At 64.0% G+C, this 25211-nt stretch carries 22 protein-coding genes; 17 read left to right on the forward strand and 5 right to left on the reverse strand.

The genetic code is table 11. From position 1 onward, the window contains the following. Positions 1–44: 44 nt before the first annotated feature. The 8 genes from ACODSN_RS05810 to ACODSN_RS05845 all read left to right on the forward strand — a co-directional run bounded on the left by ACODSN_RS05810 (position 45) and on the right by ACODSN_RS05845 (position 9851). Positions 45–1346 carry a serine hydrolase domain-containing protein gene (locus tag ACODSN_RS05810; RefSeq protein ID WP_489053856.1) on the forward strand — a complete coding sequence of 434 codons (1302 nt, stop codon included), beginning with the start codon at positions 45–47 and terminating at the stop codon, positions 1344–1346. Further along, positions 1343–3274, forward strand: coding sequence for a bifunctional 5-dehydro-2-deoxygluconokinase/5-dehydro-2-deoxyphosphogluconate aldolase (locus ACODSN_RS05815; protein ID WP_489053858.1), 1932 nt, complete (start codon positions 1343–1345; stop codon positions 3272–3274). Before ACODSN_RS05810 ends, ACODSN_RS05815 begins: the two co-directional genes overlap by 4 nt. After that, positions 3271–5106, forward strand: a complete 1836-nt coding sequence (gene iolD / locus ACODSN_RS05820) for a 3D-(3,5/4)-trihydroxycyclohexane-1,2-dione acylhydrolase (decyclizing) (protein WP_489053859.1) — start codon at positions 3271–3273, stop codon at positions 5104–5106. The genes ACODSN_RS05815 and iolD overlap by 4 nt, the downstream gene beginning before the upstream one ends. Continuing rightward, on the forward strand, positions 5103–5996 hold the full coding sequence (gene iolE / locus ACODSN_RS05825; RefSeq protein ID WP_489053861.1) for a myo-inosose-2 dehydratase: 894 nt from the start codon (positions 5103–5105) through the stop codon (positions 5994–5996). The genes iolD and iolE overlap by 4 nt, the downstream gene beginning before the upstream one ends. After that, positions 5993–6817 carry a 5-deoxy-glucuronate isomerase gene (gene iolB, locus ACODSN_RS05830; RefSeq protein WP_489053862.1) on the forward strand — a complete coding sequence of 275 codons (825 nt, stop codon included), beginning with the start codon at positions 5993–5995 and terminating at the stop codon, positions 6815–6817. Before iolE ends, iolB begins: the two co-directional genes overlap by 4 nt. A 2-nt stretch (positions 6818–6819) precedes the next feature. Continuing rightward, a complete protein-coding gene (locus ACODSN_RS05835; RefSeq protein ID WP_489053864.1) occupies positions 6820–7779 on the forward strand; it encodes an alpha/beta hydrolase in 960 nt (319 codons plus the stop codon). A gap of 36 nt (positions 7780–7815) precedes the next feature. Further along, entirely contained in the window at positions 7816–9348 is a 1533-nt protein-coding gene (locus tag ACODSN_RS05840) for a CoA-acylating methylmalonate-semialdehyde dehydrogenase (RefSeq protein ID WP_489054127.1), read from the forward strand. Between the two features lie 83 nt (positions 9349–9431). Beyond that, positions 9432–9851: a (R)-mandelonitrile lyase gene (locus ACODSN_RS05845; RefSeq protein ID WP_489053865.1), complete on the forward strand. Its 420-nt coding sequence runs from the start codon at positions 9432–9434 to the stop codon at positions 9849–9851. Positions 9852–10529: 678 nt separating this feature from the next. Here ACODSN_RS05845 and ACODSN_RS05850 read toward each other — a convergent pair. Genes ACODSN_RS05850 through ligK form a run of 3 tightly spaced genes read right to left on the reverse strand, consistent with a single transcriptional unit; the run spans position 10530 to position 13163 of the window. Then, the gene (locus ACODSN_RS05850) at positions 10530–11444 is read right to left on the reverse strand and encodes an amidohydrolase family protein (protein WP_489053866.1); all 915 of its coding nucleotides are present in this window, start codon (positions 11442–11444) and stop codon (positions 10530–10532) included. After that, the gene (locus tag ACODSN_RS05855; protein ID WP_489053867.1) at positions 11441–12496 is read right to left on the reverse strand and encodes a 4-oxalomesaconate tautomerase; all 1056 of its coding nucleotides are present in this window, start codon (positions 12494–12496) and stop codon (positions 11441–11443) included. Before ACODSN_RS05855 ends, ACODSN_RS05850 begins: the two co-directional genes overlap by 4 nt. After that, a complete protein-coding gene (gene ligK / locus ACODSN_RS05860) occupies positions 12489–13163 on the reverse strand; it encodes a 4-carboxy-4-hydroxy-2-oxoadipate aldolase/oxaloacetate decarboxylase (protein ID WP_489053869.1) in 675 nt (224 codons plus the stop codon). Before ligK ends, ACODSN_RS05855 begins: the two co-directional genes overlap by 8 nt. Before the next feature lie 99 nt (positions 13164–13262). Here ligK and ACODSN_RS05865 point away from each other — a divergent pair, with 99 nt between their 5' ends. The 5 genes from ACODSN_RS05865 (at position 13263) to ACODSN_RS05885 (ending at position 18262) form a co-directional block, all read left to right on the forward strand. Next, positions 13263–14438 carry a LysR family transcriptional regulator gene (locus tag ACODSN_RS05865; protein WP_489054128.1) on the forward strand — a complete coding sequence of 392 codons (1176 nt, stop codon included), beginning with the start codon at positions 13263–13265 and terminating at the stop codon, positions 14436–14438. A gap of 65 nt (positions 14439–14503) precedes the next feature. Continuing rightward, positions 14504–15382, forward strand: a complete 879-nt coding sequence (locus ACODSN_RS05870) for an NAD(P)-dependent oxidoreductase (RefSeq protein WP_489053871.1) — start codon at positions 14504–14506, stop codon at positions 15380–15382. After that, positions 15379–16404 (forward strand): amidohydrolase family protein, encoded by a 1026-nt coding sequence (locus ACODSN_RS05875; RefSeq protein WP_489053872.1) that lies wholly within the window; start codon positions 15379–15381, stop codon positions 16402–16404. Before ACODSN_RS05870 ends, ACODSN_RS05875 begins: the two co-directional genes overlap by 4 nt. Positions 16405–16456: 52 nt before the next feature. Then, positions 16457–17299, forward strand: coding sequence for a class III extradiol dioxygenase subunit beta (locus ACODSN_RS05880; RefSeq protein ID WP_489053874.1), 843 nt, complete (start codon positions 16457–16459; stop codon positions 17297–17299). 21 nt (positions 17300–17320) lie between these two features. Then, positions 17321–18262: a Gfo/Idh/MocA family oxidoreductase gene (locus ACODSN_RS05885; protein WP_489053876.1), complete on the forward strand. Its 942-nt coding sequence runs from the start codon at positions 17321–17323 to the stop codon at positions 18260–18262. Between the two features lie 54 nt (positions 18263–18316). Here the strand turns inward: ACODSN_RS05885 and ACODSN_RS05890 are convergent, their stop codons facing one another. Further along, a complete protein-coding gene (locus ACODSN_RS05890; RefSeq protein WP_489053877.1) occupies positions 18317–19717 on the reverse strand; it encodes an aldehyde dehydrogenase family protein in 1401 nt (466 codons plus the stop codon). 139 nt (positions 19718–19856) lie between these two features. On the opposite strand from ACODSN_RS05890, the gene ACODSN_RS05895 reads away from it, so the two are divergent. From ACODSN_RS05895 to ligA, 3 genes are all read left to right on the forward strand, one after another. Continuing rightward, complete coding sequence (locus tag ACODSN_RS05895) at positions 19857–20324, forward strand: MarR family winged helix-turn-helix transcriptional regulator (RefSeq protein ID WP_489053879.1); 468 nt, start codon at positions 19857–19859, stop codon at positions 20322–20324. Between the two features lie 212 nt (positions 20325–20536). Then, positions 20537–22630, forward strand: coding sequence for an acetate--CoA ligase family protein (locus ACODSN_RS05900; RefSeq protein WP_489054130.1), 2094 nt, complete (start codon positions 20537–20539; stop codon positions 22628–22630). 10 nt (positions 22631–22640) lie between these two features. Continuing rightward, positions 22641–23045: a protocatechuate 4,5-dioxygenase subunit alpha gene (gene ligA / locus ACODSN_RS05905; RefSeq protein ID WP_489053880.1), complete on the forward strand. Its 405-nt coding sequence runs from the start codon at positions 22641–22643 to the stop codon at positions 23043–23045. A 55-nt stretch (positions 23046–23100) separates the two neighbouring features. Here ligA and ACODSN_RS05910 read toward each other — a convergent pair whose 3' ends face one another. After that, positions 23101–23943: a p-hydroxycinnamoyl CoA hydratase/lyase gene (locus tag ACODSN_RS05910; protein WP_489053881.1), complete on the reverse strand. Its 843-nt coding sequence runs from the start codon at positions 23941–23943 to the stop codon at positions 23101–23103. A gap of 220 nt (positions 23944–24163) precedes the next feature. Here ACODSN_RS05910 and ACODSN_RS05915 point away from each other — a divergent pair, with 220 nt between their 5' ends. Next, positions 24164–25171, forward strand: a complete 1008-nt coding sequence (locus ACODSN_RS05915; protein ID WP_489053883.1) for an AraC family transcriptional regulator — start codon at positions 24164–24166, stop codon at positions 25169–25171. The last annotated feature ends 40 nt before the right edge of the window (positions 25172–25211 follow it).

Genomic DNA, 25211 nt, shown 5'->3' on the forward strand with positions numbered 1-25211 from the left:
ATTATATTAGATTGTAGAATGAACTTTCTGGATCTAGTCCCGACATGCAGTTAGTGACGGAACGGTCCGGTCCCGATGCGTCGCCGGTCGGCACCGCAACGGGCTGGGCGCCGATCGATGCGATGATTCGCGACGTGGTCGATCGTGGGCTGCTCAGTGGCGCGGTCACGATGGCCTGGCATCGCGGCAGGCCCGCGCATATGTCCGCTATAGGACGGCAGGACGTCGCTACCGGCGAGCCGATGCGCCCGGATACGATCTTCCGGCTATTCTCCATGACCAAGCCGGTCATGGCCGTCGCGATGATGATCCTGCGTGAGGAAGGACGCTGGGCGCCTGAAGATCGGCTGGCCGACCATCTGCCTGAACTTGCCGAACTTAAAGTGCTGCGGGGCATGGATGCCGACGGCTTGCCCACCCTGTCGCCGCCCTCGACGCCGGTGCTGATCGAGCATGTGATGACGCATCGCGCCGGCTTTACCTACGGCTTCAGCGACGAGCCGGTCGATCGCGCCTTCCGCGCCGCTGGCGTGCCTGTCGTCCCGCACGACCTGCCGCTTGCCGACTATCTCGCGCGACTGGCGCGCGCGCCCCTGGCATTCGATCCGGGGACAGGCTGGCGATACGGCGTCGCGATGGACGTGCAGGGCGCGCTGGTCGAGCGGCTGAGCGGAATGACTTTGCGCGATTTCATGATCGAGCGCATCTTCGCGCCGCTCGGCATGGTCGATACCGATTTCATCGTGCCGGCGTCCAAGCGCGACCGTTTCGCCAGCCTTTATGTGCTGCCCGGCGACATGCTGGTGGAAGCAAATGCCGAAGGTCCGATGCCCTACGACAATATGGCGTTTCTGCCCGCGCGCCAACTCGTGCTGCCTTACGACCGCATACCGGCCTTCGCTTCGGGGGGCGGGGGACTGGTGTCGACGGCGGGCGATTACCTGCGCTTCGCCCGGATGCTGCTGAACCGGGGTGAGCTGGAGGGGGCACGAATATTGAGCGCCTGCTCGGTCGCGGAAATGACGCGCAGCCATACGCCATCGGATCTCCTGACCGGCGCCTATGGCACCGCGCCGCATATGCTGCGGCCGGGCTATGAATATGCCTATAATGGCGTGGCGATCACGGATCCCGATGCCGCCGACGTAAAGCTTGGGCGCGACACCTATTTTTGGGACGGAGCGGCGGGCTGCTGGTTCTGGGTCGATCCGACCAACGACGTCGCATTCGTCTGCATGGTTCAGCTACTTGCCGACGCCGAACGACTGGGCCTTCAGTTTCAAAGTCGCGGACTGGTGGCGGATGCCATCGCGGGATCGGCGCACCAGGGGGAAATGATCAAGTGAGCGTCACGGCACCTAGCGACAAATCCCTCGATCTCATCGCCCTGGGCCGGTCCAGCGTCGACCTTTACGGAGAGCAGGTCGGCGGCAGGCTGGAAGATATGGGGTCCTTCGCCAAATATATCGGCGGCAGTCCGACGAACACGGCGGTCGGCGCCGCGCGACTGGGACTGAGCACCGGACTCATCACTCGCGTCGGCGCCGATCACATGGGGCGTTTCATCCGCGAGCAACTGGCGCGCGAAGGGGTGAACGTCACCGGCGTGGTCAGCGACCCCGATCGCCTGACCGCGCTCGTCCTCCTTGGCATTCGCGACCCCGACACGTTTCCGCTGATCTTCTATCGGGAAAATTGTGCGGACATGGCGTTGTGCGAAGCGGATATCGATCCCGAGTTCGTCGCCTCAGCCGCCGCACTTCTTATTAATGGCACGCATCTGTCGCGTCCCGACGTGCGTGCCGCGAGCCTCAAGGCGGCGCGGGCGACCAAGGCGGCCGGCGGACAGGTGATCTTCGATATCGACTATCGCCCGGTGCTGTGGGGTCTGGCCGGCAAGGATAATGGCGAAGATCGCTTCGTCGCGAGTGCGATCGTGACCAATCAGTTGCAAAGCGTGCTGCCGCTGTGTGACCTGATCGTCGGCACCGAGGAGGAGATCCATATCCTGGGCGGCACGACCGATACGCTCGACGCGCTGAAAACGATCCGGGCAGCCACCAATGGGTTGCTGGTCTGCAAACGCGGAGCCGACGGGTGCGTGGCTTTTCCGGGCGCGATTCCTGATAGCCTCGATAGCGGTATCGTCGGTCAAGGCTTCCCGATCGAGGTATTCAACGTTCTGGGCGCGGGCGACGCTTTCATGGCCGGGTTTCTGCGCGGCTGGCTGCGAGGCGAGTCGATCGAAACCTGCTGCACCTATGCCAATGCGTGCGGGGCCATCGTGGTGTCGCGACACGGCTGCGCCCCGGCGGAACCAAGTTGGCAGGAATTGCAGATGTTCCTCGCGCGCGATGACTGGCCGCACCGGCTGCGCGACAGCGTGGCGCTGGAACAGGTGCACTGGTCGAGCAACCGTCATCCCGCCTATACCGACCTGACCGTGCTCGCGATCGATCATCGCAGCCAGTTCGATGAGTTGGTTGCGACCTTGGGTACAGGCAATCTCGACCGCGTACCGCGCTTCAAGCAACTGGCGTTGCGTGCGCTGGAGCGCGTGGCGCATGACCACCCAGGCTATGGCCTGCTGGCGGACGGGCGCTATGGCGCGCGCGCGCTCGAAGCGGCGGCGGATACGCCCTATTGGATAGGCCGTCCGATCGAGATGCCTGGCTCACGCCCGCTACAGTTTGAGGGCGGACGCGAAGCGGCGACAATTCTGGCCGATTGGCCGCTCGACCATGTCGTCAAATGCCTGGTTTTCTATCATCCCGACGACGACGCCGCGCTACGCGAGGCCCAGGATCGACAGATTTTGGGTCTGTTCGAGGCGTGCCGTCATACGCGGCACGAACTGCTGCTGGAGGTGATCGCGTCCAAGCACGGGCCGGTCTCCACCGATACGGTGGCGGCGCTGGTTGAGCATTTCTACACATTGGGCGTTTATCCCGACTGGTGGAAGCTGGAGCCGGCCGTCGAACCGGCCGCCTGGACTGCGGTGGAGGCGGTGATCCGCAAACACGATCCCCATTGCCGTGGCATAGTGTTGTTGGGTCTTGCCGCCACGCAGGATGCGCTGCTGACCAGCTTCGCCGCTGCGGCGACCAGCCCGATGGTCAAGGGTTTCGCGGTGGGCCGCACCATATGGGCGGAGCCGGCAGCGGACTGGCTGAAGGGCGCGATCGACGACGAAGGCGCGGTGGCGGCGATGGCGGCGAACTTCTCCGTCCTCGTCGATGGATGGCGCGCCGTTCGCGAAGGGCAGGCGGCATGAGCATGGCGACGATCCGACTGACGACCGCGCAGGCGCTGGTACGCTGGATGGCGGCGCAACATGTCGTCATTGACGGGGACGAGGTGCCGTTCTTTGCTGGCGTCTGGGCGATTTTCGGCCATGGCAATGTCGCGGGTCTGGGGGAGGCGCTGGCCGATATCGGCGACAGCTTGCCGACTTATCGCGCGCATAACGAGCAGGGGATGGCGCACGCCGCCATCGCCTTCGCCAAGGCGCACCGGCGCGAACGGGCCATGGCCTGCACCACCTCGATCGGGCCGGGGGCGACCAACATGGTGACGGCCGCCGCGCTGGCGCATGTCAACCGACTGCCGGTGTTGTTCCTGCCCGGCGACGTCTATGCGAGCCGCCGCCCCGATCCGGTATTACAGCAGATCGAGGATTTCGGCGACGGCACGGTCAGCGCCAACGACTGTTTCCGTCCGGTCAGCCGCTATTTCGACCGTATAACCCGACCCGAGCAATTGCTGGACGCCGCGCCGCGCGCGATGGCGGTGCTGACCGATCCTGCATCTGCCGGGCCGGTGACGCTGTCCTTGTGTCAGGACGTGCAGGCGGAAGCCTATGACTGGCCGCAAAGCTTCTTTGCGCGGCGGGTCTGGCGGCGGCGGCGCGTGCGGCCCGACGAGGGCGAACTCGCCGCGCTGGTCGACGCGATCCGCGCGGCGCAAAGCCCGCTGATCGTTGCCGGTGGGGGGGTCCTCTATTCGCGCGCCGAGGCGGCGCTGGCGGCGTTCGCGCGCTCGACCGGTATCCCCGTCGCGGAGACGCAAGCGGGGAAGGGTGCGCTGCCGTGGGACCAGCCAGAGGCGCTCGGCTCCGTCGGCGTCACCGGCTCCAGCGCCGCCAACCGCGCGGCCATGACGGCCGATCTGGTGATCGGCATCGGCACGCGCTTGCAGGATTTCACCACCGGCTCGCGCACCCTGTTCGGCGGGACGCTGTTTCAGGTCAATGTTACCCCGCACGACACCGCGAAGCACGATGCCCATGCCGTGGTCGGCGATGCGGGCGCGGTGATCGAGGCATTGGCTACGCATCTTGACAACTGGCAGGCGTCAGCGGCGTGGCGCGAAGCCAACGCCGCCGCTGTGACGGCGTGGAACATTGCGGTCGAGGCGGCCATGAGGCCGTCCGACGCGCTGCCGTCGGACGCGCAGGTCATCGGCGCGGTCTGGCGACAGGCGAGCGCCGACACCGTGGTCGTTTGCGCGGCGGGCGGACTGCCGGGTGAGCTGCACAAATTGTGGCGCACGCACCGGCCGGGCGGCTATCATGTCGAATATGGTTTCTCGTGCATGGGCTATGAGATCGCAGGCGGACTGGGCGTGAAGATGGCCGATCCGTCGCGCGAGGTGGTCGTGATGGTCGGCGACGGCAGCTATCTGATGCTCAATTCGGAACTGGCGACCTCAGTCATGCTGGGCCTGAAGATCACCGTCGTGCTGCTCGACAATCGCGGCTATGGCTGCATCAACCGCTTGCAGCAGGCGACTGGCGGACAGCCGTTCAACAATCTGCTCGCCGATACGCGGCACGACATGCTGCCGGCGATCGACTTCGCCGCTCATGCCCGCAGTCTGGGCGCGGCCGCGGAGAAGGTGGCGAGCCTTGCCGAACTGGATGCCGCGCTCGCCCGCGCCGCCTCGTCACCGATCAGCACCGTCATTGTGATCGATACCGATCCCGTGCCCACGACAGAGGCCGGCGGCCACTGGTGGGACGTCGCAGTGCCGGAGGTTTCCGCCCGCGCGGACGTGCTGGCGGCGCGGGCGCGCTACGACGATGCCAGAAAGGGACAAGTGAAATGACGATCCGTTGGGGCGCCAGCCCGATCGCCTGGGCCAATGATGACCTGCCCGAACTCGGCGGCGACACGACGCTCGACGCGCTGCTGACCGATGTGAAGGAAATAGGCTTCGACGGCGTCGAGCTGGGCAATAAATTCCCGCGCGACGCCGCCACGCTCAAGCCGATTATGGCGAGCTATGATCTCGACATCGTCGGCGGCTGGTACTCTTCGAACCTGCTTGTCCGTGACGCCGATGCCGAGATGGAGGCGATGGCGGATCATCTGGCGCTGCTCGAAGCGATGGGATCGAGCGTATTCATCCTCGCCGAAACATCCAACGCGGTGCATGGCGACCGATCGAGCCGGCTCGACAGGCATCCACAGCTTGCCAGCGATGACTGGGTGCGTTTCGGCCAGCGGCTGGATGCGGTCGCGGCCCATGTCAACCAACGCGGCTTGCGCTTTGCCTACCACCATCATTGTGGCACCGTGGTCGAGACCGACGCCGAACTCCGCCGTTTCTTCGAAGTGACCGGCGACCATGTCGGGCTGGTGCTCGACACCGGCCACGCCTTCTGCGGCGGCATCGACCCGGTCACAGTCGTCCACGAGCGGCTGGAGCGCGTGAACCATGTTCACTGCAAGGATGTGCGCGCCGCCCGGCACAAGGCGTTTCTCGCCAGCGGCGCCAGCTTTCTCGACGGGGTCGTCGGCGGCATGTTCACGACGCCGGGCGATGGCGATTATGATTTTGCGCCGTTCATACGGGCGCTTGCCGGGGTCGACTATACCGGCTGGATCGTTATCGAGGCGGAGCAGGATCCTGCGATCGCCAACCCGCGCATATATCAGCAACTGGGCCTCGACACGCTCAGGCGTCTCGCCCGCGATGCCGAGCTGGTCCTATGAGCCTGCGCGTCCGCAGCCAGAAGCCCGACGCAAGCGGCGTCGTACTGGACATCACGCCGCAGAGCGCGGGCTGGCGCTATGTCGGCTTCCGCGTCGTAAGGCTGATGCCCGGCCAGGCCTATGACGGGGTGGAGGAGGGGCGCGAGGCGTGCCTTGTCATTCTCTCGGGCACGATCAGCGTCACCGGCGACCATGAACGCTTCACCGGCGTCGGCGGGCGGGCGGACGTGTTCGAAGGCCCGGCTACCTCGGTCTATGTGCCAGCCGGAACGCCGTATCGGATCGAGGCGGACAGCCTCGCCGAGATCGCCATCTGCACCGCGCCGGCGACGGACAAGGGCCGGATGCGCGTGATCGGGCCGGAGCAGGTCGGGCAGGAGACGCGCGGGCATGGCACCAACACCCGCTATGTCCGCAACATCCTGGACGACAAGGCCGAAGCCGAAAGCCTTCTGGTCGTCGAGGTGATTACCCCTGGCGGGCACTGGTCGAGCTACCCGCCGCACAAGCATGATCGTGATGCCGACCCGGACGAGACGCTGCTGGAAGAAACCTATTACCACCGGCTGTCGCCGCCACAGGGTTTCGCCTTCCAGCGAGTCTACACCGACGATCGATCCATAGACGAGGCGATCGCGGTCGAGGATGGCGACGTCGTCATGGTGCCGCGCGGCTACCATCCGGTCGTGGCCGCGCACGGCTATGATCTCTATTATCTGAACGTGATGGCGGGGCCGCTGCGCCGCTGGGTGTTCGCCAACGACCCGGCGCACGAGTGGATCGTGCGCGCGCCCGCGACAGACAATCCAAAAGGATATTGAAGATGGCTCTCGATCCCATATTACAGCAGTTGATCAGTCAGATGCCGATCCCCGCATCGCAAGAGTTGGATATCGCCGCCTATCGTGCGATGGGCGAGGCCATGCGCCCCATGATGATCGGACCCGAAGGGCCGATCGCGGTGGCGTCGATCGAGGATCTGACGCTGCCCGGTCCGCGGGGTGATATCGCCATACGCATTTATCGCCCCGACGGGGCGGTCGCCGGCACGCTTGCCCATTTTTATGGCGGCGGCTGGTCGGTCGGCAGTATCGACATCATTGATCCGATCGCGCGCCGGATGGCGCGGGACCTGTCGATGGTGGTCGTGACGAGCAATTACCGCCTGGCCCCGGAAAATCCCTTTCCGGCGGGTCTCGACGACTGCCTCGTCGCCGCGCGCTGGACGCTCGATCATGTCGCGGATTTGGGCGGCTGCCACCGGCCGGTGGTCATAAGCGGGGAGAGCGCCGGCGCCAATCTTGCCGCCGTGGTGGCGCTCATGCTGCGCGACGAGCGACCGGGCAAAAGCTTCGACGCGCAATTGCTCGTCAATCCGGCGGTCGATTTGCGCGACACCGCGTTTCAGCGCGCATCGGTCCTTGCGGATGCCGACCCTTCGCTGCGCACCCATTCGCTGCGCCAGCTCTATCCCCTGTACAGCGCCGGGCACGATCGCGCCGACCCGCGTCTCTCGCCTTTGGCCGCGAAGGATCTGTCCGGGTTGCCGCAGGCGGTGATCGCCGTCCTGACCGTCGATCCGCTGCGTGACGAGGCGGTGGAATATGCCGAGCGGCTGCGCACATCCGGCGTGCCGGTCGAGCTGATGGAGTTCGGCGATCTGACCCACGGCTTCACGGGTCTCACCATTCTGGTGCCGGCGGCCGATCGCGCTTTCGCGCGCATTCTGACCGGATTGCAAGACATGCTCGCGCGCACGAACGCGCCGACCGCGCAGTCCTGATCTGTTTCGAGGAGAAAGACGTTGACCATATCAACCATCCGCGAGGTGGAGCATTTCGTCGCCGGCGCGTGCCTGCGATCCTCGTCCGGCCGCGTCGCCGACATCTTCGATCCCAATACCGGGCGTGTCCAGGCGCGTGTCGGGCTGGGCGCCGCCGCCGATCTGGAAGCGGCGGTCGCCGCGGCGCAGGCGGCGCAACCGGCCTGGGCGGCTGTCAATCCGCAGCGGCGCGCGCGGGTGATGTTCGCGTTCAAGCAACTTGTGGAAGCGGAAATGGAGTCGCTCGCGCGGCTGCTCGCCTCCGAACATGGCAAGGTGGTCAGTGACGCCAAGGGCGACATCCAGCGCGGCCTGGACGTCGTGGAATTCGCCTGTGGCATTCCGCACCTGCTGAAGGGGGATTATACCGAGGGGGCCGGGCCGGGGATCGACGTCTATTCGATGCGCCAGCCAATTGGCATCGGCGCGGGTATCACGCCGTTCAACTTTCCCGCGATGATCCCGCTGTGGATGAGCGCGGTGGCGATCGCGACTGGTAACGCCTTCATTCTCAAGCCATCGGAGCGCGACCCGTCGGTGCCGGTGCGCCTCGCCGAACTGTTCCAGGCGGCGGGTCTGCCGGACGGCATCTTTCAGGTCGTCCATGGCGACAAGGAGATGGTGGACGCGATCCTCGACCATCCCGCCATCGGCGCGGTCAGCTTCGTCGGCTCTTCCGACATTGCCCAATATGTCTATTCGCGCGGTGTCGCGGCGGGCAAGCGTGTGCAGGCGATGGGCGGAGCCAAGAATCACGGCATCGTCATGCCCGACGCCGATCTCGACCAGACCGTCGCCGACCTGTGCGGCGCGGCATTCGGCTCAGCGGGTGAGCGTTGCATGGCGTTGCCCGTGGTGGTGCCAGTAGGCGCCGACACCGCCGAGCGGCTGAAGGCGAAGCTGATCCCCGCGATCGAAGCGTTGCGCGTCGGTATTTCTACCGATGCCGATGCGCATTATGGCCCGGTCGTCACCGCGGAGCACAAGGCGCGGATCGAAGGCTGGATCCAGACCGGGATCGACGAAGGCGCGGAACTGGTGGTCGATGGTCGCGGCTTCACGCTCCAGGGGCATGAGGGCGGCTTCTTCGTCGGCCCCAGCCTGTTCGATCATGTCACGCCGGCCATGTCCTCCTATCGCGAGGAAATTTTCGGCCCGGTGCTCCAGATCGTCCGCGCGGCGACCTTCGAAGAGGCGATCGCGCTGCCGTCCAGCCATCAATATGGCAACGGCGTGGCGATCTTCACGCGCAACGGCGATGCCGCGCGCGAATTCGCCGCGCGCGTCGATGTCGGCATGGTCGGCATCAACGTGCCGATTCCCGTGCCGGTCGCCTATCACAGCTTCGGCGGCTGGAAGCGCTCGGCCTTCGGCGACACCAACCAGCATGGCATGGAAGGCGTGCGCTTCTGGACCAAGGTCAAGACCATCACCCAGCGCTGGCCCGATCATACGCGTGCGGACGGGCGCGCGGAGGACGGCAGCCCGAGCCGTATCTTAGGTTCGTTCGTGATCCCGACCATGTCCTGATCGGCGAAAGCCCACCAGCTGAACACTCCTCCCGCTCGGATACTATCGAGTAAGTAACATCGGCTGGTCATGATGGTGCAGATATGAAATTGACGCGAGCGAATGAACATCACTGGGAATGGGCTCCCCCCGAATGCTTCACCGGGAAGGTGCGCATTGAGTTTCTCAGCACTCCTCCCGCTCCGGCGCGCGTGTCGTGCCGTAATACCATGTTTGAGGCAGGCGCGCGGTCGAATTGGCATACTCATCCCCTCGGCCAAACGCTCATCGTCACGGCAGGGACGGGATGGACTCAATGCGAAGGTGAGGAAATCGTTGTAATTCAGGCTGGCGACGTCATCTGGTGTCCGCCGGGACATAAGCATTGGCATGGCGCGACCGCAACTACGGCAATGACCCACATCGCGGTGCAGGAAGCTGTTGACGGCCGGAACGTGGACTGGCTCGAGTCGGTGAGTGACGATCAATATTTGTCAGGCCCTGGGCATCCGGAACTGAAGTAAGCCGCATTATATGCTGTGGTCGCGCATGAGGAGCGCAGCATATAATGCGGGGGTCGACCGACGGCCACGACCGCGAGCAGCCGTCCTGCCGATGATGGGTCGCTGCTTATGCCGGTCGCAGATTTTCGCCTATCGCAGACGCCGTCCGCCTTGCTGTCGCCGCTGACGCGCAGGCTCGCATCCGGGGCGAAGGCAAGCGCGGGAAAGCTGGCGAGCGGGGCGTCGAAACCTCACTGAACAAACTCGGTCACGGATTATCCGGGGCCGGGTGCATGCGCGTATGTCCAGCCGGCAACGGTAAAGGCGCCTGCGCCTGTGTTCAGCGGGTTTCGAACATTCTCTAGCTGAGGTCCTTGCGGCTGGGCGGGACTTTGGTATTTCCCTACTTCATCATGCTTTGCCTTTTCTGACAATGGTCACGGCGGCCTTCGATCAACCCGGAGTGCAACAGTCTCTCCGGGGTCATGTGACGGCTGATCGCCTACGCCTTCCTGAAGTCCTGCTCACTCACCGCCGCGCGGATCGGCGGGCCGACCGATCCGCGCGGCGCGCTGCCCGCATTGCGACCGGAAACTGCATCCTATTTCAACACACAACCGGCCAAAACAGTGCTGGAAGCTGGGCCGCTGGCAGATGAAGTCACTGGGGAAACACATGACCTTTGATGAGCCGGCAGTCTCACAAGCGGGTCGCCGACTGGCTATCGGCATCCTCAGGCCAATACAGCCGCATGGGATTGTCGACCAGCAGCTTGCGCTGAAGCGCCACAGTCGGTGCAATGCGCATGATTATATCGACCAGCGCACCATCATCCGGGATCGCCTCCTGCATATTGGGATGCGGCCAGTCGGTCCCCCAGAGCACGCGATCGGGGTAGTCCGCGACCAGCGGTGCCACCGTAGCAACGAAATCGTGCCAGGGCGGTCCCTTGGCGTCAAGCCTGTCGGGGCAAGTCACCTTCGTCCAGATGTCGGCCCGGCTGTCGAGCAGCCCACGGAACGCTTGCATATCAGCCCCGCGTAGCCCCTGTGCGACATCTGGCCGGCCCATATGGTCTATCACGATCAACGTGGGGATCGCGTCAATGAAGGAGCGCAGTTCCGCCAGTATGTCCGCTTCGAAATAGACGACGACATGCCAGCCGAGCTTTTTGATGCGGTGCGCGATGTCCAGAAACTTGTTCTTGGGCGCATCATCGACCAGCCGCTTGAGGAAGTTGAACCGAACGCCACGGATGCCCCCGGCGTGAAGCCGTTCCAGCTCCGCATCGGAAATCGCAGGATCGACCACGGCAACACCGCGCGCCATGCCCTGAGACTTGGCAATCGCATCGAGCGTCGCGCTGTTGTCGGTGCCATGGCAACTCGCTTGGACGATGACATTGCGGGAAAAACCGAGCCGATCACGCAGCGCGAACAGCTCGTCCGCACCAGCATCCGCAGGCAGATATTTCGCTTTCGCGCTGAACGGGAATTGCGCCATCGGTCCGAACACATGGCAATGTGCGTCCACGGCACCAGCAGGCGGCGTGAAACGCGGTACGGAAGGATCGCTGTGCCAGCTTATAATGCGATCCTGGGTGTCGTCGCTCATGCGAAAACCACCCCGTCCATCAATTTACGCGCGGTGCGCAGTATCGCCGCGCTAATCACCGCGCCGTTTTCGTCCAGTTTCATGACGCATGTCGTCTCGCCGGTCGGATGCTCCACCGACAGCGTCTTGCGACGGCCGGATGGAATGGCGGCGACTTCGGCCGCGGGGGATCCCGCGATCAGGCAGGCGGTGGCGACGCTGACGGCACCCAGCACCCCGATCGAGGCATGGGCACGCTGGGGTATGAAACTGCGCACCGTGACCGCGCCGCCATTGCGGGGCGCTGCGACCAGCATCATCTTGGGCACCGACTTGTCCGTGACGTCGCCCAGGTTCATACGCTCGCCGACCGCCAGCCTGATGGCTTCGATCCGTGCCTTCAGGTCGGTTGCCGCATCCAGCTCCTCGCGACTTTCGTAGCCGCTCGCGCCGACATCGGACGCCTTCATCACCACGCAAGGCATGCCATTGTCGATCAGCGTGACGGGCACGCCATGCACGATATCGACGGCGTTTCCGGTCGGCAGCAGCGCGCCGCAGGACGATCCGGCGGTATCGCGGAACGCCAGCGGCACTGGCGCCGCGCTCCCTGGTACGCCGTCGATCCGGGCATCGCCGGCATAGGTCACGACGCCGCCGGGCGTCTGCACCGTCGCGACGGCGATCTGCCCGCTATTTTCCATGAGGATGGCGACCCTTGTTTCGCCATCCTGTGCGGCGACCAGACCGCGCTCGATCGCGAAGGGCGCGATCCCGGCCAGCATGTTGCCGCAATTCTGCTGGTCGGACACCAGCGCCTTGTCGACGAATATTTGCAGGAACAGATAATCGACGTCGATACCGTCACACGTCGACTTCGCGACCACGGCGACCTTGCTGGTCAGTGGGTCCGCGCCGCCCATGCCGTCGATCTGGCGCGCGTCGGGCGATCCCATGATGCGCAGCAGAAACGCATCGCGCGCTGCGGGTTCCTGGGGCAGGTCGTCCTTCAGGAAATAGCCGCCCTTCGACGTGCCGCCGCGCATCCACATCACCGGCGCGCTGTCAGACATATCGCAACCCCATCTCGGCCAGCTTGCCTCGCATGTCGTAAATGTCGAGGCCCAGTTCGCCGGACATGAGCCGCTGGCGCTTGCTGTCCTCCAGCGCCTCGCGCGCCTGCGCCTTTTCCAGCACGGTGGCGGCGTCCTGCCGTGGCACGATGCACACGCCGTCATCATCGGCGATCACCACGTCGCCGGGATTGACGAGGGCATTGGCGCATATGACCGGGACGTTGACCGATCCTAGCGTTGCCTTGATCGTGCCCTGCGCATGAACCGCCTTCGACCACACAGGGAAGTCCATGGCCTTCAGGTCACGCAGGTCGCGCACGCCCGCGTCGATAATCAGGCCCCGGCAACCGCGCGCCTGCGCAGACGTCGCGAGCAGATCGCCAAAATAGCCATCGGAACAGGGGCTGGTGGGGGCGAGCAGCAGGATATCGCCCTCGCGCAGTTGCTCGATCGCGACATGCACCATCCAGTTGTCGCCCGGCGGCGCCGAAATGGTGACGGCGGAACCCGCGATCCGCGCGCCGGCATAGATGGGACGTATATAGGGCGCGAGCAGGCCGGTTCGGCCTTGCGCCTCATGGCAGGTGGCTACACCGCACTTGGCAAGGCCATCGATCACCCGCAATGGCGGACGTTCGATATTCTGGACGACGATGCCTGCCATAATTTCTCCCGATCTTGGCCACTGATGCGCCTCTTGCGTTCTCGCGCGCAAATCGGAACTGATGCACCTGGCATAAGAAATTGCTAATACTGCTATGTGATCGATCCGACTCAGCTCAACGTCCGCCATCTCATGGCCTTGCCCATCGTCGTGCGCAGCGGCAGCATAAGCGTGGCGGCGCGCGCGGTGAACCTGACGCAGCCCGCCATCACCCAGGGCATCGTGAAGCTGGAGCGGCAGGTCGGCATGGCGCTGTTCGACCGCGTGCCGGGAATGCTGGTCGCGACGCCGGCGGGGCATCTCTTGGCCGAACGGGCCGATAATGCGTTGCGGCTGCTGGGCACCCGGCGCACGACGGCGGCGCAAATCCGAGCGTTCGTGGCGCTGGCGCAGCATGGCGGCTATGCGGCCGCCGCGACGGCGACCGGCCTGGCGGAGGCATCGCTGCATCGCGCGGTGGCCGATCTGTCGCTGGCGCTCGGTGCGCGACTCGTCGATCGTCGCGGCAGGAAGGTCGCGCTCACCCGGCGAGGGGAAGACATCGCGCGCAATTTCAGACTGGCGCTGGCCGAACTACGGTCCGGACTCGCGGAGATCACTGCTTTGCAGGGTCAGGAGGTCGGTCGCATCGTTATCGGGGCCATGCCTCTTTCTCGCGCACGCCTTCTGCCCGATGCCATAGCAACGTTTCTGCGTGGGCACGCGCATGTCGACATCGTCGTGGTCGAAGGATCGCACGCCGAATTGATCGGCCCATTGCGTGACGGCGACATCGACATGATGATCGGCGCCTTGCGCGACGATGCGCCGGGCGCCGACCTGGTTCAGGCAGCCCTGTTTGCCGACCATCCGGTGATCCTGGCGCGGCCCGGCCATCCGCTGACGCGTAGCGTCGGCCCGCCGACTCCAGCCGACCTTTTCGGGTTTTCCTGGATCATGGCGGCGCAGGGCACGCCGCTGCGCGGCCTGTGGCAGCAAATGTTCGCGCGCGGGGGTGTCGGACTGCCGAAAGTGCCGATCGAATGTGGGTCGGTGATCACCATTCGCCAGCTGCTGGGGCAGACCGATTTTCTTACCATGCTCTCGCCCGATCAGGTTACGGCGGAACTGGCAGCGGGCTTGCTGGTCCAACTGGGCGTCGCACCAGGCGGGGTCAGTCGCGCCATCGGCCTCACGACGCGCTCCGACTGGCGACCGACGCCCCTGCAACAACACTTCATTACGATCCTTCATGAACGCGCTGAAATAATAAATCATGGCCGCCAGAATTCGTAATAGCTTATAGCTCTTAGCGATGATTGGATTGGATCGGTAGCTGCGTCGGCGCCTACAAGCGCGACATGAATATGATGACGGGACTGATTGGCTTCGGGGAAGCGGGCCGCACCTTCGCGCAGGCGGGCGACTGGGTCACGAACTGTCGCGTCTATGACATCAAGACAGACCGAGCCGAGACGCGCGCCGCCAAACGCGCTGATTATGCTGCGGCGCGGGCGGACGGTCGCGACACCATGGCGGACGTCGTTACCGATGCCGACCTGCTGCTTTCGCTGGTTACGGCCGATCAGGCACTGGCCGCAGCGCATGCCGCCGCCGCGAACCTGTCGCCAGGTGGGCTATATTGCGACATGAACAGCGTCTCGCCCCAGACCAAGCAGGCCGCTGCCCGACTGATCGAGGCCGTAGGGGGTCATTATGTCGACGTTGCCGTGATGGCCCCGGTCAGTCCGGCGCGCCTCGCCGTGCCTCTGCTGTTGAGCGGGGCGCAGGCGGAGGCAGCCGAGGACAAGCTGAAAGCCCTTGGCTTTACTGACACACGGATCGTCGGGGACGCGGTCGGCCGCGCTTCGTCGATCAAAATGATCCGGTCGATCATGGTCAAGGGGCTGGAGGCGCTGACCGCTGAATGTGTGCTGGCGGCGCAGGCGGCGGGAGTGCGCGACGAAGTGCTTTCCTCTCTGGACGCCAGCGAAACGACGAGGTCATGGGCCGAAAGGGCCGATTACTGTCTCGACCGGATGATGGTTCACGGCCTGCGCCGCGCCGCCGAGATGGAGGAGGTCGTCAAGACCCTGGAGGGGCTTTGCACCGGTGCGGCCATGACGCACGGCACCGTCGAACGCCAGCGCGCCATCGGGATGCTCGGACTGGGCAGGCCCGCCGAAGGCCTCGACGCCAAGATCGTTCAGATCGTTGCAACCAGAAAGCAGGCCGCATGACATTGGTGATCGACTGTCACGGCCACTACACCGTATTGCCCAAGGGCCATGACGCTTGGCGCGAGGCGCAGAAGGCGGCCCATGAGGCTGGGGCGGTCGTGCCGCCCTATCCCGACATCAGCGACACTGAAATCCGCGAGACGATCGAAGCCAACCAGTTGCGCCTGATCCGCGATCGGGGCGCGGACATGACGATCTTCTCGCCCCGCGCGTCTGCCATGGCCCCGCATGTCGGCGACGCGGCGGTCGCGCGGGAATGGGCAATCCGGTGCAACGACCTGATCGCGCGCGTCGTTGGCCTCTACCCGGAGATATTCGCCGGCGCCTGCATGCTGCCCCAGTCGCCGGGCGCCGACATGGCGAGTTCGATCGCCGAACTGGAACGATGCGTCAGGCAACTGGGCTTTGTCGGTTGCAACCTCAATCCCGATCCGGGGGGCGGGCATTTCACGTCGCCGCCCCTGACCGACCGCTACTGGTATCCCTTTTACGAGACGATGGTCGCGCTGGATGTGCCCGCGATGATCCATGTGTCGGGCAGCTGCAATCCGGCGATGCACGCGACCGGGGGTTATTATATCGCGGCGGACACCATTGCGTTCATGCAATTGCTGGAGGGCGACCTGTTCGCCGATTTCCCGACCCTGCGCTTCATCATTCCGCATGGCGGCGGGGCGGCGCCCTATCACTGGGGGCGCTATAGGGGCCTTGCCGACATGCTGAAAAAGCCGTCGCTCGACACCCATCTGATGAACAATATCTTTTTCGATACCTGCGTCTATCATCAGCCGGGCATCGACCTGCTTGCCGACGTGATCGACAACAAGAATATCCTGTTCGGGTCGGAGATGGTCGGCGCGGTGCGCGGGGTCGATCCGACGACGGGTCATTATTTCGATGACACGAAGCGCTATGTCGATGCACTCGACATCAGTGAGGAGGAGCGCGACGCGATCTTTTCCGGCAATGCCCGCAGGATATTCCCGCGGCTCGACGCGCTGTTGAAAAGGCAGGGGCGATGATGACGGGCGGCCGTTCGACCGCCAGCGCTCCATCCATGAAGGAAAACCACGAATGGCCCGCATAACCGCCGGTATTGGCGCCAGCCATGTTCCCGCACTTGGCGCGACGATCGATCAGGGCAAGACTCAGGAGCCGTACTGGAAAACATGTTTCGCCGGTTTCGACTGGACCCGCGCTTGGGAAGCGGCGCAAAAGCCCGACGTCGTCATCCTGGTCTATAACGACCATGCCAGCGCCTTCGACATGAATTTCATTCCTACCTTCGCGATCGGTTGCGGCGAACGGTACAAAAGCGCGGATGAGGGATGGGGACCGCGGCCCGTGCCCGATGTGATCGGCGACCCGGACCTCGCCTGGCACATCGCCCAATCCTGTATCCTCGACGAATTCGACATGACCATCGTCAACCATATGGACGTCGATCATGGCCTGACCGTGCCGCTCAGCCTGATGTTCGACCAGCCTGCGGCATGGCCGTGCAAGGTCGTTCCGCTCGCGGTCAACGTCGTCACCTATCCGCCGCCGACCGGCAACCGCTGCTACGCGCTGGGCGAAGCGATCGCGCGTGCGGTGAAAAGCTATCCCGAGGACCTTAATGTGCAGGTCTGGGGCACGGGCGGCATGAGCCACCAGCTCCAGGGGCCGCGCGCTGGCCTGATCAACGCGCAGTGGGACAATCGCTTCCTCGACGACCTCGTCCATGACCCGGAGCGGCTTCGTCACATCCCGCACATCGAATATCTGCGCGAAACCGGATCGGAAGGGATCGAGATGGTCATGTGGCTCATCATGCGCGGGGCGCTCGGCGCCAATGTGCGGGCGCTGCATCGCCATTATCACGTCCCGGCATCCAACACGGCGGTCGGACATATCGTGCTCGAACCGATTGCCTGATATCAGACGGAAGGATTTCTCATGCGTATTGCCCTGGCTGGTGCCGGCGCGTTCGGCGAAAAGCATCTCGACGGTTTGCAGAAAATCGATGGGGTGGAGATCGTCTCGATCATCAGCCGGACGGGCGAGCAGGCCGCAGCGGTCGCCGCCAAATATGGCGCAAAGCATAGTTCGGAACATCTGGAGGACGCGCTCGCGCGAGCCGATGTCGATGCCGTGATCCTGTGCACCCCCACGCAGATGCATGCGAGCCAGGCTATCGCCTGCATGAACGCGGGCAAGCACGTGCAGGTCGAAATTCCGCTTGCCGATAGCTGGGCCGATGCGCAAGCCGTGGTCGCCAAGCAGCGGGAAACGGGCCTTGCCTGCATGGTCGGGCATACCCGCCGCTTCAATCCGTCACACCAATATGTCCACAACCGGATCGTCGCGGGTGAACTGAACCTGCAACAGATGGATGTGCAGACCTATTTTTTCCGCCGGCGGAATATCAATGCCAAGGGCGAACCGCGCAGCTGGACCGATCATCTGCTCTGGCACCATGCGGCCCATACGGTCGATCTGTTCGCCTATCAGGCGGGCAGGATCGTCAAGGCCAATGCGATCGAGGGGCCGATCCATCCCGAACTGGGTATCGCGATGGACATGTCGATCCAGCTCAAGAGCGAGCGCGGCGCGATCTGCACCCTGTCGCTCTCGTTCAACAATGACGGTCCGCTGGGCACCTATTTCCGCTATATCGGCGACAGCGCGACCTATATCGCCCGCTACGACGATCTGGTCACAGGCAAGGAAGAGCCGATCGACGTGTCGCATGTGGCCGTGTCGATGAACGGCATCGAATTGCAGGATCGCGAGTTCATCGCGTCCATCCGCGAGGGGCGGGAGCCTAACAGTTCCGTCGGGCAGGTGCTCGACTGCTATCGCGTGCTGGGCGATCTGGAAAAACAGCTGGCATCATAAAGGCGGACGGCGTCATCGGGGAAGGCAATGTGCTTCCCCCGATGACATGCGCGATCAGGCGTTCTCCAAGGCGACGACGTTGACGACATGCGCCTGGGTATATTCCAGCAGACCCGCTTCGCCCAGTTCCGCGCCCAGGCCCGACTGCTTGACGCCGCGGAACGGGATGCTGGGGTCGATGGCCAGGAACTGGTTGACCCACACCGTCCCCGAATCGATCCGCATGGCAACGTCGGTGGCGCGCGCCACATCCTTCCCCCAAACCGTCCCGCCCAGGCCATAATCGGAATTATTGGCGCGGGCGATGACGTCGTCGACATCGGTATATTGCAACACCGGCAGGACGGGACCGAACTGTTCCTCCGATACCAGCGGCGCCGTGTCGTCCAGATCGCGGACGATGGTGGGCGGGATGAAATAGCCGGGCCGGTCGAGCGCGTCGCCCCCCGCCAATATGGTCCCGCGGCCCCGCGCATCCTCGATCAATGCCCTGACCTTGTCGAACTGCATCCTGTTCTGGATCGGGCCGATCGTCGTGCCCTGCTTGGCACCATCGTCGACGATCGCCTCGTTGGCCAGCCTGGCCAGTTCGTCGCAGAAATCGTCATACAGCGCGGCGGGCACATAGGCGCGCTTGATGGCGACGCAGATCTGGCCGGCGTTGGTCATCGCGCCCTGATAGACCTTGCGGGCGATCTGGCGCGGATCGACGTCGTCCAGCACAATGGCGGCATCGTTGCCGCCGAGTTCCAGCGTGACCCGCTTTACCGTCCCGGCTGAAGAAGCCATGACCTTCCGGCCTGTCGCGGTCGATCCGGTGAAGGCGATCTTGGCAATATCGGGGTGTCCTGTGATCAAACCGCCCAGTTCATTCTGGTCGCACAGGATGTTGACGACGCCCGCCGGCAGTATCTGCTGGCACAATTCGCCGAACAACAGGGTGGTGAGCGGCGTGGTTGGCGCGGGCTTGGCGATCATCGTGTTGCCGGTCAGCAGCGCGGGCGCCAGCTTGTTCATCAGCAGGATGACCGGGAAGTTCCACGGGGTAATCGCAGCGACGATGCCCAGCGGCGTTCGATGTTCGATGATCCGGTTGCCATTTTCCTCGCGCAGTGTCTTGGGCGCGATCCGCATTTCCGCGATGGCGCGCAGCGTGTAGACGCTGCCCATGATCTCATATCCGGCCTGATCGAGCGGCTTGCCCTGTTCGCGGGTTAGCAGGCTGGCGAATTCCCCGCTGCGTTGCTCCATCGCGTCGGCGAGCTTGAGGATCAGCGCGGCGCGCTCGTCCATCGTCAGGGCGGACCAGGCGGGCAGCGCGCGCTTCGCCGCGATTACCGCCTGCTCCAACATGGTCGCGTCCGCCTTGGGGCACTGGGCGAAGGTCTCCGCCGTAGCGGGGTTGACGACGTCAAAGCTGCTGACTCCTGGAACCAGTTGTCCATCTATCAACATATGAAATTGATGATCCACTATCGCTCTCCACTGGCCGTCATGATCCCCGTCGGCATTGGGTGTCGCTTTTTTAGAATGCAGACTATACTCTGGATATGTACGCCGCGGATACAATTTCGGCAAGAGGTATCGTTCAGATATGAAACAGGGCTCCGACCTCCAGTCGCTGATGGGCTATCAGATCCAGAGGGCGCATCTGGTCATGGAGGCGGACGCCAGGGTGGCCCTGTCGTCCTTCGACATTTCGCCGGCCAAGCTGACGGCGCTAATCCTGGTCCGCGACAATCCAGGCAGTGATCAGACCGCGCTCGGCAAGGCGCTGAGCGTCAATCGTTCCAGCGCAATGAAACTTGTGAATATCCTGGCGGAGCGCAATCTGATCGAGCGTCGGCCTGGCCGGGATTTGCGCACGAACGCGTTGCACCTGCTGCCCGAAGGCGAATCGCTGGTGGCGGCGATGCTGGACGCTACCCGCCAATCGGACGCGCGCATGACCGGCCGCCTGACGGCGGAAGAAGCGCGGACATTGCATATGCTTTTGCGCAAGCTTGGTCCCGAGACGCCAAAGCGCAAGCCTGCGGTCAGGCGCGGGGACAAGGACGACTGACAGGCTCGCAGCGCGAAACAGGGTTGCGCGAAATGTATCTCTAGCGCACAATTAGAGCCGTTCAAAAGGCTGATTCGGGGCAGGATGCGAGGCGATTGCATGGCTGCGGACGTGCATGGGTGCGCCCCTTCCGATTACGCCCGAAAAATATGGGAGTCGTGCGCTTGATCGAAGTTGCCAGCCGTGCCGAACAGGATGGGCATGATCGCGCGATGCTGCCGCTCGATCGCCTGTTGCGACCGCGATCGGTGGCGATCATCGGGGCGTCAGACAAGCCCGGAGCCTTGGGCGCGTCGGTGCTGGCCAATCTCGTTAATCAGGGGTTCGAGGGCGATATTCACCTGGTCAACCCGAAGCGCGCGGACATCGGCGGACGACCCTGCGTGCCATCAGTGAACGATCTGCCCGAAGGGGTGGATGTCGCCGTGCTCGCCATACCGCGCGCGGGTGTGCTGGATGCCATGCGTGGGCTGGCACAGCGCAGGGCGGGCGCGGCGGTGATCTTTTCGGCGGGCTTCGCCGAGGACGGGCCACAGGGTTTGGCCGATCAGGAAGAAATCGGCCGGATCGCGCGCGAAGCGGGCATGGTGGTGGAAGGTCCCAATTGCCTGGGCTTCGTCAATTTTCGCGACCGGGTTTCGCTGACCTTCATCGAAATGCCCGAAGCGCGGGCGCAGGGCGCGCGGCGCGTCGGCATCGTGTCGCAGTCCGGCGCCATGGCGGCGGTGCTGGCGACCACGATGATCCATCGCGACGTCCCGCTCAGTTGCTATATCTCCACGGGCAACGAAGCCGCCAGCGGTGTGGAGGATTATCTCGCCCATCTGATCGATGACCCCGATACCGCCGTCGTCGGCATGATCGTCGAGCATTTTCGGAACCCCGCCCGTTTTCTGGCGCACGCGCGCGTGGCCCGTGACCGGGGCAAGCAGGTGGTGCTGCTGCATCCGGGACGCAGCGACGCCGGCGCGGCCAGCGCGGCGACGCATACCGGGGCGATGGCGGGCGACTATGCCGTCATGCAGGTCCATGCCGAACGCGCCGGTGTCATACTGGTCCAGTCACTGGAAGAACTGGGCGACGTGGTGGAGATCATGATCCGCTGCGCGCACCTCGGCGCGGGTGGAACGGGCGTGATCGCCGAATCGGGCGCGTTCAAGGCGATGATGCTGGACCTCGCCGAAGCGGTCGACCTGTATCTGCCGGTGCTGACCGATGCAGACAGCCCGGCGCTGCGCGCGGCGCTGCCCGATTTCGTGCCCGTCACCAATCCGCTGGATATTACCGCGCAGGGCCTGGTCGATTCGGGCCTGTACGGGCGAACGCTGGCGGCGCTGGCCGCCGATCCGCGCATCGGCACGATCGTGCTGACGCTCATTCAGACGACGACCGGCACCTCGCGCATCAAGTTCGCGGCGGTCATGGAAGCGTTGAAGGCGATCGAAACGGCCAAGCCGATCATCATCGGCGGCGTCGATGAAGGCGGCGGCGTGTTCGAGGCGGATATCGCGGCTTTGCGCCGGGCCGGCGTCACCTATCTGCCGACAGCGGAGAGGGCGTTGCGGGCGCTGGCGCGGATCACGGCCTTTTTGAAGCGGGATAGGAGCGCCGCATCATTGGCGACGACGCCCGTCGCCGGGCTGACGCAGGTGGGCAGTAGCCTCCCGGAATATCGATCGAAGGAGATCATGGCGGAGCATGGCATCGCCTTCCCCGCTTTCGCATTGGCCCGCACCGTGGACGAAGCGGTGGCCGCGGCGGAGCGGCTGGGCTATCCGGTCGTGCTGAAGGCGCAATCCCCCGAACTGCCGCACAAGAGTGATGCGGGCGGCGTGATCATCGGCCTGAAAACCGGCGAGGAACTGGTGGAGGGATGGAACCGCCTGCACGCCAATATCGCCGCCTCCCGCCCTGGACTGGCGCTGGACGGCATATTGGTCGAAGGCATGGCGGAAAGCGGGGTCGAGATGATCGTGGGCGCGCGCAACGATCCGCACTGGGGGCCGACCATCCTCGTCGGCTTCGGCGGGGTGGCGGCGGAATTGCTGCACGATGTCGCGCTGCTGCCCGCTGATCTTGGGCGCGACGCCATTATCGCGGCGATCAGGGGGCTGCGCATGGCGCCGCTGCTGGACGGCTTTCGTGGGGCGCAGGTCATGGATATCGGCGCGCTCGCCGATATGGTGCAGCGGCTGGCGCACATGGTCGCGGCCACGCCGATGATTGGAGAAGTCGATCTCAATCCCGTGATCGTCTATCCCGAGGGAAGGGGCGTGCTTGCCCTGGATGCGCTGATATCATTGTGAGGAAGCAGGAATGATCGCCGATATTCACAGCTATCTGGCCGAACTGGAAGATATTCCCGGCACGCGCATATTCACCGCTGCGCGCGCACGGCGCGGGTTTCATCTCAACCAGTTCGCGATGAGTCTGATGCACGCCGACAACCGCGCCCGTTTCAAGGCCGATGAGGCCGCGTATCTCGACGAATGGGCGATGACCCCCGACCAAAAGGAAGCAGTGCTGGCGCGCGACTATAATCGCTGCCTCGACCTGGGCGGCAACGTCTATTTCTTGGCGAAGCTGTTTTCCACCGACGGGATTCCCTTCGCACGGGCCGTGTCGACCATGACCGACATGAATTTCGAGGATTATACGGCGATGATGATCGCTGGCGGGCGATCGCCCGAGGGATTGCGCTCCATCCGGGACAAAAGCTGAAAAGGGCGCGCCGGCATGTCTCGGCGCGCTCCTTTAGCGTGAGACCTTTTCGGCTTTAGCCTTTCACCTCCGCCTTGGTGAGGTCATAAGCGCCAAGACCGGGCTTGTAGCTTTTCTCGTCGATGAATTGGCGGATGCCTTCCTTGCGCCCGTCAGTCTTGTCATGAAAGTTGGCGGCTTCCTGCATGCGGACCAGATAATCCTCTGCTTCGTCATAGGTCATCGTGCCGACCCGGCGGACGGCATCCTTGGCGAACTTCAGCGCGACCGGGTTCTTCTTGAGCAGGATGTCCGCCACGGCGCGCGTCCGGTCCTTCAACTGGTCCAGCGGCACGCTTTCATTGACGAGGCGCATCGCTGCGGCCTGCTGGCCGTCGATCAGTTCCCCGGTCAGCGTCAGCCACATCGCATCGCGCATCGGCAGTAGATCGACGACCACCTTTGTCACGCCGCCACCGGGCAGGATACCCCAATTGATTTCGGACAGGCCGAACTGCGCCTCGTTCGCGGTGATCGCCAGGTCGCAGGCGAAAAGCGGTCCAAAGCCGCCGCCAAAGCACCAGCCATTGACCATCGCGATCGTCGGTTTCTGAAACCAGCGCAAGCGGCGAAACCAGCCATAGCTTTCGCTTTGCGACTTGCGCACGCCGCGCAGGCCCTGCGACTCGGTTTCACGAAAATATTCCTTCAGATCCATCCCCGCCGACCAGGCCGAACCTTCGCCACCCAGAACCAGCACGCCGACGTCGTCCCGAAATTCCAGCTCGTCCAGTACCTCCATCATTCGCCGGTTCAGCGTCGGACTCATGGCGTTGCGCTTTTCAGGTCGGGCGAAATTGACCCAGGCGATCCTGTCCTCGACATGGACCGAAACAACATCCTTTTCTTGCATCATCATCTCCGTGCAGTGGTTTTGAAACATAAATGACATCAGTGGATATGTATCCCAAGCATACATTATCGACGCCCGCGCGCGCAAGGTGAAAAAATCGATCTTGCCCGGCTCGCTACCGATAATCCTGTTGCGAATCTAGTATGCCTAGGATACATTCCCAATAATTAAAAACGCTGCGTAGATCGACTGGCGTAAATCGGGGGAAGGTGCAGGGTGTGATGGCATGTCCAGATTTTGTCGGCATGCCGCCGGGGCACGCCCTTTGAGCGTGGTGGAGCGTTTCTCCACCAGTCTGGTGCCGCATCAACGCAGGCGCCTGTTCTGGCACGATGTCGTGGCCGAAGCCTTTCCCGGTATGACGGTCACCGCATCGGAAGGCATTCAGGCAGACCTGACGCGCTGCTCTGTCGGCGCGGTGGGCCTCGCACGGGCACGGAGCGACCGGGCCAGGGTAAGCCGGGTGGCCGCGCAGAGCGACCGCCATCTCCTGCTGCACATATTGCGACGTGGCACTATGACGATGGTCCATGGGGATCAGAACAGCTGCGGCCGGGTTGGCGAGGTCATCGTGGCCGACGATAGCCAGCCCTATGCCATCGAGATATCGCAAGCGAATGACTGCCTGATCCTCCAGGTGCCAATGGCCATGATGGGAGAGGCGATAGCGAGCCGCGACTGGCATGGCTGTCTGCTACCCGCCGACAATCCCAATGTGGCTTTCCTGGGACATGTGTTGCAGGGCATCTGGTCGCAGCGGGAGCATCTGGCGGAGTTGGATGACGATACCGGCGCATTGCTGGCCGATGCCGCGCGTATGGCCTGTGGACGCAGACTGGCCGGTGATCGGGCGGTGCGACCGCCCGTCTCCCCCGTGCAATATGCGCTGGATAATCTGGGCAACCCCGACCTTGGCACGGCACTGATCGGGGAGGCGCTCGACCTGTCATCGCGCGCGGTGCAGAAATCCTTTTTCCGCCATGTCGGCCTTACACCGACGAGTTTCATCACGACGCGCAGGATGGAATGGGCCACCAGCCTGCTGGCACGCGACGACGGCCAGACCATCACCGACATCGCCTTTGAAGTCGGTTTCAACGATTCCGCATTCTTTACGCGCTGCTTCCGCCGACAATTCGGCCTGTCGCCGCGTCAGTGGCGCAGGGCGCGGAGCGGCCCTTGTCGTGACGCCACGTCGATCGGGGGATCGCGATCGGGTTCGCGTTCCTCCTGATCACCCGTTCGCCTGCGTCCAAGACCGGCGATGCGTCGAC

The sequence above is a fragment of the Sphingobium sp. FG11 genome (assembly GCF_057809915.1).

Coding starts and splice junctions, on each gene's coding strand:
- ACODSN_RS05810 (WP_489053856.1), top strand. CDS start 45: ATGCAGTTAGTGACGGAACGGTCCGGTCCCGATGCGTCGCCGGTCGGC.
- iolD (WP_489053859.1), top strand. CDS start 3,271: ATGAGCATGGCGACGATCCGACTGACGACCGCGCAGGCGCTGGTACGC.
- iolE (WP_489053861.1), top strand. CDS start 5,103: ATGACGATCCGTTGGGGCGCCAGCCCGATCGCCTGGGCCAATGATGAC.
- iolB (WP_489053862.1), top strand. CDS start 5,993: ATGAGCCTGCGCGTCCGCAGCCAGAAGCCCGACGCAAGCGGCGTCGTA.
- ACODSN_RS05835 (WP_489053864.1), top strand. CDS start 6,820: ATGGCTCTCGATCCCATATTACAGCAGTTGATCAGTCAGATGCCGATC.
- ACODSN_RS05845 (WP_489053865.1), top strand. CDS start 9,432: ATGAAATTGACGCGAGCGAATGAACATCACTGGGAATGGGCTCCCCCC.
- ACODSN_RS05850 (WP_489053866.1), bottom strand. CDS start 11,444: ATGAGCGACGACACCCAGGATCGCATTATAAGCTGGCACAGCGATCCT.
- ACODSN_RS05855 (WP_489053867.1), bottom strand. CDS start 12,496: ATGTCTGACAGCGCGCCGGTGATGTGGATGCGCGGCGGCACGTCGAAG.
- ligK (WP_489053869.1), bottom strand. CDS start 13,163: ATGGCAGGCATCGTCGTCCAGAATATCGAACGTCCGCCATTGCGGGTG.
- ACODSN_RS05870 (WP_489053871.1), top strand. CDS start 14,504: ATGAATATGATGACGGGACTGATTGGCTTCGGGGAAGCGGGCCGCACC.
- ACODSN_RS05875 (WP_489053872.1), top strand. CDS start 15,379: ATGACATTGGTGATCGACTGTCACGGCCACTACACCGTATTGCCCAAG.
- ACODSN_RS05880 (WP_489053874.1), top strand. CDS start 16,457: ATGGCCCGCATAACCGCCGGTATTGGCGCCAGCCATGTTCCCGCACTT.
- ACODSN_RS05885 (WP_489053876.1), top strand. CDS start 17,321: ATGCGTATTGCCCTGGCTGGTGCCGGCGCGTTCGGCGAAAAGCATCTC.
- ACODSN_RS05890 (WP_489053877.1), bottom strand. CDS start 19,717: ATGTTGATAGATGGACAACTGGTTCCAGGAGTCAGCAGCTTTGACGTC.
- ACODSN_RS05895 (WP_489053879.1), top strand. CDS start 19,857: ATGAAACAGGGCTCCGACCTCCAGTCGCTGATGGGCTATCAGATCCAG.
- ACODSN_RS05900 (WP_489054130.1), top strand. CDS start 20,537: ATGCTGCCGCTCGATCGCCTGTTGCGACCGCGATCGGTGGCGATCATC.
- ligA (WP_489053880.1), top strand. CDS start 22,641: ATGATCGCCGATATTCACAGCTATCTGGCCGAACTGGAAGATATTCCC.
- ACODSN_RS05910 (WP_489053881.1), bottom strand. CDS start 23,943: ATGATGATGCAAGAAAAGGATGTTGTTTCGGTCCATGTCGAGGACAGG.
- ACODSN_RS05915 (WP_489053883.1), top strand. CDS start 24,164: ATGTCCAGATTTTGTCGGCATGCCGCCGGGGCACGCCCTTTGAGCGTG.